The organism is Allocoleopsis franciscana PCC 7113 (assembly GCF_000317515.1).
GTDB lineage: Bacteria > Cyanobacteriota > Cyanobacteriia > Cyanobacteriales > Coleofasciculaceae > Allocoleopsis > Allocoleopsis franciscana.
Genome location: NC_019738.1, coordinates 5,144,236 through 5,157,457, shown reverse-complemented (window position 1 = coordinate 5,157,457; position 13,222 = coordinate 5,144,236). Strand labels below are relative to the sequence as shown.

16 protein-coding genes are annotated in these 13,222 nt (G+C 45.2%); 7 read left to right on the top strand and 9 right to left on the bottom strand.

Going from position 1 to position 13,222, the window contains the following annotated elements; translation table 11 throughout:
• Positions 1 to 16: 16 nt before the first annotated feature.
• Positions 17 to 403 (top strand): hypothetical protein, encoded by a 387-nt coding sequence (locus MIC7113_RS21135; RefSeq protein WP_015184222.1) that lies wholly within the window; start codon positions 17 to 19, stop codon positions 401 to 403.
• Positions 404 to 817 (top strand): HNH endonuclease, encoded by a 414-nt coding sequence (locus MIC7113_RS21130; RefSeq protein ID WP_015184221.1) that lies wholly within the window; start codon positions 404 to 406, stop codon positions 815 to 817.
• Positions 818 to 851: 34 nt separating this feature from the next.
• Here the strand turns inward: MIC7113_RS21130 and MIC7113_RS21125 are convergent, their stop codons facing one another.
• From MIC7113_RS21125 to sufB, 6 genes are all read right to left on the bottom strand, one after another.
• Positions 852 to 1,190 (bottom strand): XisI protein, encoded by a 339-nt coding sequence (locus tag MIC7113_RS21125; protein ID WP_015184220.1) that lies wholly within the window; start codon positions 1,188 to 1,190, stop codon positions 852 to 854.
• Complete coding sequence (locus MIC7113_RS21120; RefSeq protein WP_015184219.1) at positions 1,175 to 1,594, bottom strand: XisH family protein; 420 nt, start codon at positions 1,592 to 1,594, stop codon at positions 1,175 to 1,177. Before MIC7113_RS21120 ends, MIC7113_RS21125 begins: the two co-directional genes overlap by 16 nt.
• 78 nt (positions 1,595 to 1,672) lie before the next feature.
• Positions 1,673 to 2,935 carry a SufS family cysteine desulfurase gene (locus MIC7113_RS21115; protein ID WP_015184218.1) on the bottom strand — a complete coding sequence of 421 codons (1,263 nt, stop codon included), beginning with the start codon at positions 2,933 to 2,935 and terminating at the stop codon, positions 1,673 to 1,675.
• A gap of 335 nt (positions 2,936 to 3,270) precedes the next feature.
• Positions 3,271 to 4,659, bottom strand: coding sequence for a Fe-S cluster assembly protein SufD (gene sufD / locus MIC7113_RS21110; RefSeq protein ID WP_015184217.1), 1,389 nt, complete (start codon positions 4,657 to 4,659; stop codon positions 3,271 to 3,273).
• Entirely contained in the window at positions 4,656 to 5,447 is a 792-nt protein-coding gene (gene sufC, locus MIC7113_RS21105) for a Fe-S cluster assembly ATPase SufC (RefSeq protein ID WP_041780158.1), read from the bottom strand. Before sufC ends, sufD begins: the two co-directional genes overlap by 4 nt.
• A gap of 86 nt (positions 5,448 to 5,533) precedes the next feature.
• A complete protein-coding gene (sufB, locus tag MIC7113_RS21100) occupies positions 5,534 to 6,973 on the bottom strand; it encodes a Fe-S cluster assembly protein SufB (protein WP_015184215.1) in 1,440 nt (479 codons plus the stop codon).
• Between the two features lie 221 nt (positions 6,974 to 7,194).
• On the opposite strand from sufB, the gene sufR reads away from it, so the two are divergent.
• The 3 genes from sufR to MIC7113_RS36725 all read left to right on the top strand — a co-directional run bounded on the left by sufR (position 7,195) and on the right by MIC7113_RS36725 (position 8,440).
• On the top strand, positions 7,195 to 7,860 hold the full coding sequence (gene sufR / locus MIC7113_RS21095) for an iron-sulfur cluster biosynthesis transcriptional regulator SufR (RefSeq protein WP_015184214.1): 666 nt from the start codon (positions 7,195 to 7,197) through the stop codon (positions 7,858 to 7,860).
• 122 nt (positions 7,861 to 7,982) lie between these two features.
• Positions 7,983 to 8,240, top strand: a complete 258-nt coding sequence (locus MIC7113_RS21090) for a hypothetical protein (protein ID WP_015184213.1) — start codon at positions 7,983 to 7,985, stop codon at positions 8,238 to 8,240.
• Positions 8,241 to 8,245: 5 nt separating this feature from the next.
• The gene (locus tag MIC7113_RS36725; RefSeq protein WP_155898067.1) at positions 8,246 to 8,440 is read left to right on the top strand and encodes a hypothetical protein; all 195 of its coding nucleotides are present in this window, start codon (positions 8,246 to 8,248) and stop codon (positions 8,438 to 8,440) included.
• Positions 8,441 to 8,458: 18 nt separating this feature from the next.
• Here the strand turns inward: MIC7113_RS36725 and MIC7113_RS21085 are convergent, their stop codons facing one another.
• Positions 8,459 to 8,743 carry a hypothetical protein gene (locus tag MIC7113_RS21085; protein WP_015184212.1) on the bottom strand — a complete coding sequence of 95 codons (285 nt, stop codon included), beginning with the start codon at positions 8,741 to 8,743 and terminating at the stop codon, positions 8,459 to 8,461.
• A 49-nt stretch (positions 8,744 to 8,792) separates the two neighbouring features.
• The gene (locus MIC7113_RS21080) at positions 8,793 to 9,509 is read right to left on the bottom strand and encodes a Uma2 family endonuclease (protein WP_015184211.1); all 717 of its coding nucleotides are present in this window, start codon (positions 9,507 to 9,509) and stop codon (positions 8,793 to 8,795) included.
• 229 nt (positions 9,510 to 9,738) lie between these two features.
• Here MIC7113_RS21080 and MIC7113_RS21075 point away from each other — a divergent pair, with 229 nt between their 5' ends.
• Positions 9,739 to 10,782 (top strand): DUF4351 domain-containing protein, encoded by a 1,044-nt coding sequence (locus MIC7113_RS21075; protein ID WP_015184210.1) that lies wholly within the window; start codon positions 9,739 to 9,741, stop codon positions 10,780 to 10,782.
• Between the two features lie 28 nt (positions 10,783 to 10,810).
• Here MIC7113_RS21075 and MIC7113_RS21070 read toward each other — a convergent pair whose 3' ends face one another.
• Positions 10,811 to 12,334, bottom strand: a complete 1,524-nt coding sequence (locus tag MIC7113_RS21070) for a tetratricopeptide repeat protein (RefSeq protein ID WP_041780157.1) — start codon at positions 12,332 to 12,334, stop codon at positions 10,811 to 10,813.
• Between the two features lie 166 nt (positions 12,335 to 12,500).
• Here MIC7113_RS21070 and MIC7113_RS21065 point away from each other — a divergent pair, with 166 nt between their 5' ends.
• Positions 12,501 to 13,139, top strand: coding sequence for a histidine phosphatase family protein (locus tag MIC7113_RS21065; protein WP_015184207.1), 639 nt, complete (start codon positions 12,501 to 12,503; stop codon positions 13,137 to 13,139).
• Positions 13,140 to 13,222: the final 83 nt, after the last annotated feature.

Genomic DNA, 13,222 nt, shown 5'->3' with positions numbered 1-13,222 from the left:
CAACGAACAAACAACAATGGCTGAACTTACCATCCAAGTACCAGATGAACTGGCTCAACGTTTAGAACCATTTCGCGATCGCCTTCCTGAACTGCTAACCCACGCAGTAGGAACCATCCTCCCCACTACCTCTTCAGCAGAATTGCTCTCATCTATTGCTAACCCCACAGATGCTCCTGCTGCCTATGCTGAAGTGCTAGACTTTCTCATCACCGGCCCTACCCCTCAAGCAATCGTTGCCTTCAAAGTTTCCGCAGAAGCTCAAGAACGTATCCACACTCTGCTGGATAAAAACCGAGAAGGAACGCTGACGGAAACTGAAGCAGCAGAACTCGATCTGTACGAGCAGCTAGAGCATATGATGATTTTGCTCAAAGCCAAAGCTCATGCCTTAATCAGATAAATGAGTGTTCCCTCAATTCCTTCTTCCCTACGTCAGTTAGTAATTGAGCGATCGCAGGGAAAATGTGAATATTGTCTCATCCACCAAGATGATTCGATTTATAGTCACGAAGTGGATCACATCATTGCCAAAAAACACGGCGGTCAAACCGTAGCCGAAAATCTTGCCCTATCTTGCTTATCGTGTAACCGTCACAAAGGCTCCGACTTAGCGACCTTTGACCCACTTAGTAAAGAAATTGTTCCTTTATTTCACCCACGTCGTCAAACTTGGTCTGAGCATTTCAGCTTAGACGGAACTCTCATTCTTGGTATCACACCAACAGGTAGGGCTACAGTTTTTTTACTGAAGCTAAATGCCCCGACTCGTTTGGTCTATCGTCAAGTATTGATTGCTCAAGGACGGTATCCGTAAGGGAGTCTACTCTTTATATTTATATTCTGCAAATTTAACCGACTGCAAACCCTGTATACGGTCTAACAAACGGTTCATGAAACGCTAAAACAATATCTTCTTTCGGAACACCCAACTTAACTAACTCATTGGCTATCCCAATCTCTGTTCCATCATGCTGTATCCAGATTTTCCCATCCTTGATATCTAGATGCAAAACACACCCATACCTCCGGCGTCGATTCTTCCAACCCGCGTAAACTAACTGGTAATGATCGCCTTCAGTATCAAAAATGAGTTGAGTCTCAACCTCATCATCCGGTGAACCCAGACTCGCATAGTCTTTTAACGCTTGCTGAATATAACCTCTGTAAGTCTCTAATTTGTTTGCCATTGCCAAATCACCTCATTGGCTGGATCGTAAACAATAACCTTAACTTCAAAGCGTTGAATCACAGTTTGGATAAACTGAAGAGAAAAAAAGGTTTGATAAGTTCCTAGAGGAACAGCTAAATATAAAGTGCGATCGGGATATTGTTCTTCTAAAGCTACGCGATAATTGATAAACTGCCCGATAGCTGTATGAAATTCAGAAATGTTGGACGGCCCAATAAAACTCTTAATTTCAACGGCTATTTTTTCCCCATCTTTCTCAGCCGCAATAATCTTTTCTGCCCCTAAGTCAACATACATCTCAACCCCACCCACCTGAAGCTTTAAGGGGTCATTAGTAATTACCCAACCCTCTTTTTCAAGACCTTTCCTAACAGCCTCATGAAAAATATCTTTAGCAGCCATTGCGGTAGCTAGACTAAGCGCGTGAGTAGAGTGAGCAATGCCCACCCTACCAAGATAACAAGATTCTACAGTTTCTTTTTATCCCAAAATGCTACCGAAAAAGTCCATCGTCTCCTTCATCCCATTAATAAAAGCGTCAATGTCCTCACGAGTATTGTAGAAATACAAACTTGCTCGTGCTGTACCTGCAACCCCTAAAATGCGATGTAAGGGTTGCGTACAATGATGTCCGGAACGAATCGCTACGCCTTCTTGATCCAACAGTGCAGACACATCGCTAGAGTCGAGTCCTTCAACTGTAAATGATGCCAGTGCTGCCCTACCTTTTCCGTTGGCAGTAGGTTGGGGGCCGTATACTTTTAGATCGGGAATGCCGCGTAATTTCTCGAAGAGATAAGCGGTTAACTCTTCCTCATAAGCATGGATTTTGTCCATACCGATTCCCATGAGATAGTCTACCGCCGCACCCAGCGCGATCGCTTCCCCAATCGCGGGTGTTCCGGCTTCAAACTTATGGGGTAACTCCGCATACGTCGAGTGATCGAGGTAAACTTCCGAAATCATCTCGCCGCCACCCATAAACGGAGGCATGGCTTCTAGCAAATCTAGTTTGCCATACAAAAAGCCAATGCCTGTGGGCGCACACATTTTGTGTCCCGATGCGACTAACCAATCACAGTCCATTGCCTGGACATCAATTGGCATGTGGGGCACACTCTGACAAGCGTCGATCAGTACCTTTGCGCCGTAACGATGCGCGATCGCAATTATCTCTTCCACTGGGTTAATACAACCCAAGGTATTCGAGACATGAACCACACTCACCAGTTGGGTTTTATCCGAAATTAGCTGCTGGAACTGCTCTAAGTCAAACTCTTGTGTCTTTGTCAATCCCACATACTTAATTACCGCACCCGTCCGCTGAGCCATCAACTGCCAGGGAATGATGTTGCTGTGGTGTTCCATCACCGAGAGGATAATCTCATCTCCCGGTTTCAAGGTATTCAATCCCCAGCTATACGCCACTAAATTAATCGCTTCACTGGCATTGCGGGTGAACACAATTTCTTGCCGCGAAGCCGCATTCACAAAGCTAGCGACTTTATCCCTAGCGCCCTCATACGCCTCTGTGGCTCTGACACTCAGGCTATGAGCACCTCGATGGACATTTGCATTATCCCGTTCGTAGTAGTGGCGTAGGGCATCCAATACGGCGAGTGGCTTTTGCGAAGTCGCCGCATTATCAAGATACACAAGGGGCTTTTCGTTGACTTCCTGATGCAAAATGGGGAAGTCAGAACGGACTGCATCGGCAATAGTTCTTTGTTTGGTGAACGTCATTTTGGGCACTGGGGATTGGAAGTGGGTAAGTCTGGCAAACGACGAATGATTTATACTAATTTTCTTTAATGATGCTACATATTAGATCCCCCCTAACCCCCCTTAATAAGGGGGGAAAATCTTGAGGATTTAAAGTCTCCTTTTCCAAGGAGGATTTAGGCGGATCTTATACGTGTTGCATTGCATTATTTTCTGAAATTGGTATTAAAACGTATTTGAAAAGTTAAGCTTATTTGTCCTAACCCCCTTCTCAAGAGTAGGAGAGGGGTTGGGGGAGAGGTTAAAACAGGATTGAATAAGCATAAGGGCAACTTTTCAAACACTTTTTCGGACGACTAAAATGTTCGACAGGCAACACATCGAGTCAGCTTTTGACGCATTGAAGCCACAGGAATGCCCTTGATAATCTCAGCCGCAAATGCATCTAACAACAGTTCACGAGCATTGACTGCATTGATGCCACGGCTTTGCAGGTAGAAAATATCATCGGCTTCTAACTGGCTAACGGTAGCACCGTGGGCACATTTAACTTGATCCGCCGTGATTTCCAGTTGGGGTTTAGTATCAACGCGAGCTTTGGACGATAGTAGTAAGTTGCGGTTCAACTGGCTGGCGTTGGTAAATTGAGCCGTTTGTGGCACAAAAACCTTACCGTTGAATATCGCCTGAGCGCGGTCATCGATAATACATTTGTGCAATTGGTTAGCGGTACCGTTGGGATGATTGAGCACGATCGCACTATGGGTATCCGCCACCTGTTCACCCCCAATCAAGGCTAAACCATTTAAGGTGGTTTCTGTCCCCTCTCCAGTCTGGAAGACTTCTAAATGATGGCGAGAGAGTTTTGAGCCGAAGGTGATGGCATTGCCGATGTAGCGACTATACCGAGATTGTGCGATCGCACTTTTCCCAATATGAAACGCGCCTTTGCTCTCTTGATCAATCCGCGTATGGTTAATTTGTGCATTCTCCTCTAACACGATTTCCGTCACCGCATTAGTGAAGTACACTTTTTGTACGTCGTTACCGCATTTGTAGTTGCGATACTCTTCAACTAAGGTTAAATTACTGCCCGACTCTGCCACCACCAAACACCGGGGGAGAGAAACCGTTGGCGTCTTACTAACCGTTGAGATAAATAGTAGATGAATCGGCGTTTCTACCTGCTGATTCTTCCCTACCCAAACAACTGCCGCATCTTTCAAACTCGCCGTATTCAGAGCGGTAAATACCTCTGCCGAACCCGGTTGCTGCGCGAGATAGTTGCCAACTTTTGAGCGATAAGCGACTGGTAACTGAGCCAAATTACTAACAACCAATCCCTCTGGCAAATCAGTCACCGCTGATAGGTGAGGCGCATAAACCCCATTCACGAAGACTAATCGAATAGAGGCTTCAGGTAGGGCAAAATCAGTCGCCACAGACTCGGTTATTTCTGCCTGACTTTCGGGTGTCTGAAAATTCACCTGTAATAAAGGTGATAAGTCCGTAAACCGCCAGTCCTCATCCCGCTTAGCAGGGAGGCTGAGAGTCTTCACCCAACGCGCCGCGCGATCGCGTAATTGCTTCAATAAAGCCGTTGTATCCGGCTCAATCGCTTGGATTGCTAGGGTTTGGCACTGATTTAATAAGCTCAGTAGATGGGCATCTTGACCCTCCAAGGTCGAGATTACCGCCAAATCCTCTAAATTAGGAATCGTACTGGGAGAAACTTGTACCGTCATCGCGCTCCCACCTCAGCTACGTTTTCCTCCACAACCCAATCATAACCTCGCTCTTCCAGTTCCAGCGCCAGTTCTTTACCTCCCGTCATCAGGATACGACCGGCTGCCATTACATGCACAAAATCCGGCTCAATATAATTCAGAAGACGCTGATAGTGAGTAATTAAAATAGTCGCGTTATCTGGACTGGCGAGTTGGTTAACCCCATCAGCCACAATCTTCAACGCATCGATATCCAAGCCAGAATCCGTCTCATCTAAAATGGCTAATTTTGGTTCCAAGAGTGCCATTTGCAGAATCTCATTCCGCTTCTTCTCGCCCCCAGAGAAACCCTCATTTAGACTACGTTCTAGGAAGCTGGGATTCATCTTGACAACTTCCAGCTTTTCTTGGATTAAATCTTCAAAATCAAAAGTATCAATTTCCTCTAATCCTTGATGTTTGAGGCGGGCGTTGTAAGCCACACGCAAGAAATCTAAATTACTCACCCCTGGAATTTCCAAAGGGTATTGAAACGCGAGAAAAACCCCAGCCAGTGACCGTTCCTCCGGTTCCATTTCCAGCAGACTTTGCCCTAAAAATGTCACCTCACCCCCCGTAATCTCATACGCAGGATGACCGGCTAAAACCTTAGAAAAAGTACTCTTGCCAGAGCCATTCGGCCCCATAATCGCGTGAACTTCTCCCGCCTTAACTTCCAGATTTAACCCCTTGAGAATCGAATTCCCATCAACAGTCGCCGTTAAATCCCGAACCGACAAAATTATCTGACTATTTTCCTTAATCATCCTTACCTCAAAACTCCTCCGCGTTCCTCTGCGCTCCACTTCGCGCTCCTCTGCGTTAAAAAAACACAGAGGTACACAACATCCAATTAACCCACCGCACCTTCTAACTTCAGGCTCAACAACTTATCCGCTTCAGCGGCAAACTCCATCGGCAGATTGTTGAAAACATCCTTACAGAAGCCACTCACCATCATGGAAATAGCATCTTCTTCGGAAATTCCCCGTTGAGCAAAGTAGAATAATTGGTCTTCTCCAATCTTGGCGGTAGAGGCTTCATGTTCTACTTTTGCCGTATTATTTTCCACTTGAATGTAGGGGAACGTATTCGCTTCGGCAGTACTCCCAATCAGCATCGAATCACACTGGGAATAATTCCGTGCACCTTGGGCTTTGGGGCCAATTTTCACCTGTCCCCGATAACTATTTTTAGAGTTACCAGCAGAAATTCCCTTAGAAATAATGGTGCTACGGGTGTTTTTGCCGATATGTACCATCTTAGTGCCGGTATCAGCTTGCTGCTTGTTATTCGTCAGCGCTACGGAGTAAAACTCACCAACGGAATTATCACCCACTAACACACAACTAGGGTACTTCCAAGTAATAGCAGAACCCGTTTCCACCTGCGTCCAGGAAATCTTAGAGTTGACGCCCTTACACAAACCTCGCTTGGTGACAAAGTTGTAAATGCCACCTTTGCCGTTTTCATCCCCGGCGTACCAGTTCTGTACGGTAGAGTATTTGATGTCCGCGTTGTCGAGGGCGACGAGTTCGACGACAGCGGCGTGGAGTTGGTTGCTGTCGTACATCGGCGCGGTGCAGCCTTCTAAGTAACTGACCGAGCTGCCTTCTTCGGCAACAATTAGAGTACGCTCAAACTGTCCGGTGTCACCGCTATTAATCCGGAAGTAGGTAGATAGTTCCATCGGGCATTTGACGCCTTTGGGAACAAAGACAAAGGAACCATCACTGAACACAGCGGCATTAAGTGCGGCGAAGTAGTTGTCTGCTACAGGGACAACACTACCAAGGTACTTCTTGACGAGTTCCGGGTGTTCTTGCAGCGCTTCCGAGATGGAGCAGAAAATTACGCCTTCTTTGGCGAGTTTTTCTTTGAAGGTAGTACCAATGGAGACACTATCAAAAATCGCATCTACCGCCACGTTAGACAACCGTTTTTGCTCAGATAAGGGAATCCCTAACTTCTCGAAGGTTTCGAGCAATGCGGGGTCAACGTCTTCTAGGCTATCGAGCTTTTTCTTGGCCTGTTTCGGTGCCGAGTAATAGATGATGTCCTGGTAGTTAATCGGCGGATAGGTGACGTGAGGCCAAGTTGGTTCGGTCATCTTCAGCCATTGCCGATAAGCTTTGAGGCGAAACTCCAGCATGAACTCTGGTTCGTTCTTTTTGCCAGAGATTAGGCGGATTACGTCCTCATTAAGACCACGAGGAATCGTATCGGCCTCAATATCTGTGACAAAGCCGTACTTATAAGGCTGGTTGACTAATTTTTTGACGGTGGCAGTCATTAGATTTAAGTGTTCTCTCGTGTTCTAAATAAATCGCTTAGGATCGGAGGTGGGTGGCGACAAGCACCCAGCTTTTGATGATGCCGTTTTAATACACAGGAGCAGTAAAACAACACCTTTGTTGTTTAAGTCTATTGTACGATATATTAACAACAAGGATGTTGTCAAAGTCAAGCTGTATTTTTTCCCTAGCCCTCTTAGACAGATCGCCCTGAAACCCGATGACCACTACTCACCAGCCTTCTACAAAGCAGGACATCTTGCAGTATTTACTGAAGCAGGATCAGACGACGGCACAGGATTTAGCCGACGCTTTAGAAATTAGTCCGCAAGCGATTCGGCGTCATCTTAAGGATTTAGAGGCAGAAGGATTAATTGAGTATAAATCGGTTCAGGTCGGAATGGGGCGTCCCCAGCATGTCTATCACTTGAGTCGGAAAGGGCGCGATCGCTTCCCCAATCGCTATGATGAATTTGCGGTTTCTTTGCTGGACACCCTGACGGAAACAGTGGGGCATGACCAAGTTAGCTCGATTTTACGGAAGCAGTGGGAGCGCAAAGGCAAGGAATATCGAGACAAGGTGGGCATGGGTTCTGTGCAAGAGCGAGTTGCCAAGCTTGTAGAAATCCGCAAAAGTGAAGGCTACATGGCAGAGTGGCATGTTCTAGAACCGAACAAGTTAAATAACAGTGCTGAGCCTCAGGTTATTTTAACCGAACACAACTGTGCGATTTCCAACGTTGCCGAATCATTTCCCAGTGTATGTGGGCATGAATTGGAAATGTTTGCAGCCGTGTTGCCCGATTGCACCGTAGAGCGAACGCACTGGCTCAATCAGGGGGAGCATCAATGTGGTTATTTAATTAAATCAAGGAGTCAGGAGTAGTAAAGAAGGGGCTGGAGCGTTTTTTTAGGTTAACTGTCAGTTTGGCTTTTAGGGTTTCTTCTGTTGCCAAAACGCCAGCGTTTATAATTCTGTAAAGTTGAGACTATTTAATATTCGTATTCATGGTGGAATCACAACAACCAACCACACAATTTTTAACCCCAGAAGAGTCAGCGGATGTAGACAAAGCGCTGTTGTCTTCTCCTGAGAAGTTTTTAACTCGATTAACGATTTCATCTTTGCGGTTGTTGCAGCAAATTGCTAAAGATACTGGTGTTGCTATTGAAGAATTGACGCATCAGCAGGTGATTGACTGGTTTGAGAATGATGGGAAAATTCGGCGAGAGCAAGGAATAGAGGCGGCATTCTTGAAGTGGTGAGATTGATGATGTGGGCATCGCGTTTGGTTTGGAATTTTGAAGTGCGATCGCAGATTCTATTGTGTCGAGAGTCGAACCTTTCGGCTTGGCAGATCGGGCATCACTCCAGCGAATTCCCATTCTTGGAATGCGATCGCTCCTTGAACCACCTGGGAGTTATCGCTTCCCTGTTTTGCCTTGGCTACTCACGAGAATTTTAAATCGACCCACTGGTACAGTTAGCAGCCAACCTTTTCAAGCATAGTAGCAAGTAGTTTTTCTCGGTCAAGAGATGAACCATCAAGCCCTGTCACCTGTCCAAAAGTATCATCTAAAACCTTCTTTTCACCTTTGTAAATGTGGACGTGAATGCCTGTAACCTGTGGTAGTGGACTAGTCCATAACACAGCCGGGGTGGATGCCCAGATTTTGACTTGACAGCCATCATAATCCCCTAGGTTTAAGGTGCGATCACTTGTTAAAAAATCAGGATTTAATGTCAGGCTATCTGACAGTAGTTTCAACGGATTGCTGACAATAGGTTCTTTAGACCAATTGGTGTCGTAACCGCAGTTATATACTATCTGGGTCTTCTCCCAATTCCCTTAATCGAGCCGCTAAACGCTCCGCTCGCGCATTTGCTGCTTCCTCAGGTAACAAAACCAGATTGCCAGCCTGATCATAAAACCGCAACCACACCGCCGTTTCTCGATCAATCGTCCCCTCCCAAGTTGCCAACCATAAGCCTAATCGCTGACACCACAGCCATCCTTGCTCATTAGGTATAAGGGGCTGATACTGTTGATTTGCATCCAAATGCCACCCCTGCAAAGAATCGGGGTTAAAGGGATTGAAGACATAGTAATCCGGAGTGCGGAAAATCTGCTCGTAAATATTTTTCTTAACTCCCATATCTGCCTCTGCTGTAGAAGGTGACATCAGTTCTACTATTACATTGGGGTAACGACCATTTTCTTCCCATACTACCCAGCCTTGACGCTCCCTTGTGCCATCCACATCTAGTACTACAAAAAAATCAGGCCCTTTGAAGTCCCGGTTACGAGCCTGAGTACTGCTGTAATAAATAAACATATTGCCTCCCGTAAAAAAGTCATCACGGTTAGCAAAAGCCTGATTGATTGACCGAATCAGGACATTCATCGCAATGCGGTGGCGGTTACTCTCCATCGGTTCCCCGTCATCGAAAATTAAATCAGTGGGTGGCATCGGAGGTTCCCACCAATCCTCGATTATCATGGATTTTTGTTCTGTTCTCGCCTCAGTTGACATCGCACTGGCTCCCTAGCATGGGTTTTAATTACCTTCAGATTAGCTAAATTTACATGTTGCACTAGTTACCGACAGAGGGCGATGGCTTGTTTCGAGCATCTTGAGAGGACACGATCGCTTTCTCATCTGTTCAGACAACCAACTCTAAGAGATACCCCATAATGAGTTGGCGAAGGGGAAAGATTCAGGTAAAGTGCGGATTGTGGAGGAGTGAGAGGAAACGCCAGGATTGAATTACGACAACGCTTGTAAATATTTAGCGGAACAATATCCAGCCGAGTTTGTGAGTTGGTTGCTTTCGGTTCAGTCACAAGACATCCGGGTACTCAAAACTGAACTGACTCTAGAACCCATTCGAGCTGACGCAGTTACCTTCCTACAAACAGCTAACCAAATCTTACACATAGAATTTCAAACTCTACCTACATCTAATCCGTCCATTCCCTTCCGGATGCTCGATTACTCAGTAAGATTAAAGCGGCAATATCGGCGTGATGTAGAGCAGGTAGTGATATTTTTGCAAGCCACTAACGATGAGATAGTCTTTACTGAGGAATATCAAGACCGGACTACATCCCATCGATATCGAGTTGTCCGTTTGTGGGAGCAAGACTCTGCACCATTTCTCGCTAATCCAGGGCTATTACCCCTCGCTACTTTAACCCAAACCGACTCCCCTCAAGCCTTGCTGGCACAGGTAGCCGAACAAGTCGATAGAATTTCTGAAAGGGAGCAGCGACAGAATATTGCGGGTTGTGCTGAAATTCTTGCTGGATTGCGGTTTGAAAAAGATTTAATTCGCCAGTTTTTTCGGGAGGAAATTATGCGCGAGTCTGTTATTTATCAAGACATCTTGCAACAGGGATTACAACAAGGAAGACAAGAAGGAAGGAGGGAAGGAAAACAGGAAGGAGAGGCGGATTTGATTACACGCCAGCTAACACGACGGCTGGGTGAGGTTGATTCATTGCTGATTGAGCGGATTCGAGAGTTATCCCTCGATTGCTTGGAAGAGTTGGGAGTAGCACTGTTGGATTTTTCCAGCGTGGCTGATTTAATGGCTTGGTTCGTACAGCAGGAGAGGCGGGAAGGAGAGGCGACTTTGATTTTACGCCAGCTTACTCAACGACTAGGCGAGATTGATTCATCCCTGATTGAGCAGATTCGCAGGTTATCCACTGAACAGTTGGAAACGTTGGGAATAGCGCTGTTGGATTTTTCTGAAGTCGCTGATTTAGTAGCTTGGTTGGAGCAACAAGCTGTAAGCGATTAGTGATTAGGATATGCGAAGATAGATAACTTCAATCAGAACACTGGGTTGTGTTAGCCGCTTGAAGTGCTTGGGATAAAAGTGCGATCGCTTTCTCCTGTTGTCCCGCTTTCGCACAATAATTGGCGATCTGAGCTAAGGCTGAGGCTTTGGGAGAGTCCTTCTCAGTTGCATCGAGAGTTTGGGCAATGGCGATCGCGCGATCATACTGAGCAAGTCTGCCCAATTGGACTGCAATTTCCGCCAACTTTTGGGATTTACCTTGAGTAGTTTCTATCGTTTGAGCAATCTGAAACGCTTGATCTAAAGCCTGAACGCCTTGCTCTTTATCTCCGGCTTTTTCGTAATCCCTAGCTATTTTACTCAGTGCGTAAGCCTGAGTCTTGGCATTACCGATAGTTTGGGTTAGCTGAAGCACTTGATTGTAAGGATTAACTTTTGCATAATTAATCGAAATTTCAGCTAAAGTTTGAGTTTTTTTGTCTTCATTGTTGAGGGTTCGAGCCACCTTAATTGCTTGAGCAAACACCGAATCCGCCAATTCTTTCTTTCCGGCTTTCCCATACACAACAGCAATATTAGCTAACAATACCGCTTTTTTATAAATATCCTGAATTTGATTAACTACTTGCAGTGTTTGGGATGCTAATTTAATCGCTTGCTCTTGTTTTTCCATTTCTATATATAAGAAACCGATTCGAGTTAATTGATTAAGTTGAGCATCAGTCCCTTCGATATTTTGGGCAGCTTTAATTGCCTGCGATAAGGTTTCATCCGCTTGTTTATTTTGCCCAGCTTTTGAATATAGTAGCGTAATTTTACCTAAGATAATACTTTTCCATAATGCCCTCTCTTCCTCATCAATTTCTTTTGCAACGGTGAGTGCTTGTTGGTATTCTCCGGTTTTTTCAGCAATTTCTATTAGCGCATTCGCTTGAGAAGTTTGAACTTCTATCGTGTTAGCTATCTGTCGTGCTTGATCGTATTCTCCTGCGGCTACATAGTAAGCAACGATTCGAGCTAATGCTCGGCTTTTAGGGATATCCTCAACAATTTTATTAGTAACCTGAATCCCTTGAGTATAATCACCTAATTGTGCATAATTAACGGCAATTTTCTCTAATACTGTATCTTTAACGAATGAGGTACCCCAAATGGCCTTAGTATCCTGTAAAGCTTGAGCTAAAACCTCAGCCGCTTTGTCTTTTTGCCCAATTCTTCCATATCTAGACGCGATTGCTTCTAACGCCATCACCTTATCAGGGGAGGGTTCAATTTTATTCGCAGCTTGAAGGGCTTGATTAAACAGATTTGCAGACTGTTTTTCCTGCCCTGCTTTCGCCGCCTGGAGAGCTATCAGACTTAAGACGTCAGCTTTACGAGTTAACAGAGTGATTCTCTGGGCAGCTTGTAACGCTTGGTCATTTTGTCCAGCCATTGAATAGGAAACGGCAATGTTAGCAAATGTGCTATTAAGACAATTTTTACTTCCGGAACAAGCTGAACACAGCGCACTAATTAATACAACAGTAGTCAATAAGATTTGAAGTCTCATTTTGTTTAGCAGCTTAGGAGACCTGAAAGATGCAAGTTTAGCGACTTAACACCTCAGGATAGAATTTTGAATAATACTCTTCATTCTATCTTCTTTAGTTAGATAAATTACATCCTATTTATCCATATCGTTGTAACCTTAAATAAGATGTTGGAGACAGATTACCATGAGCCTAAAGCTTTATTTGTTGCGTCATGGGCAAACGGATTGTAGCCGATTGAATGCCTTCTGTGGTTCTAGCGATCCCGAACTTACACCAGAAGGAGTGAAGATGGCAGAAGCTTTTGCCAATGCCTATCGTTCTACCCCTTGGGAAGCCATTTTTTGTAGTCCCATGGGACGAACCCAAGCAACAGCTAAACCCCTGTGTGAGGCGATTAGTTTAAAACCCGAATTGCGGGAGGGGTTGAAAGAGATTAACTATGGTGAATGGGAAGGTAAGACACCAGAAGCAGTGAGTCACGAATTTCACGATGACTACATTCTTTGGACAGCCGATCCGGCGTGGTATCCACCCACGGGTGGGGAATTAGCAGTGGCAATTGCCCATCGTGCGTTACAAGTAATTGAGGAAATTAAACATCGATTCCCAACGGGTAATGTTTTAATTGTTTCCCACAAAGCAACCATCCGCATTATGCTGTGTAGTCTGTTAGGAATTGATGTCGGACGTTTCCGCTTTCGTTTAGGATGTCCAGTCGGATCAGTTAGCATTGTTGAATTTGGTACTCATGGCCCCTTACTTCACGCCTTGGCTGAGCGAATTCATCTGGAGCAACATTTGCGTTCATTACCGGGAACTTAAATCATTAGAGAGATTAGAGTGGGGAAGTAGCGAATCCTTTATCATTTTTCCTGTCAGTAAATTTTAGTTCAATACGGCTTATT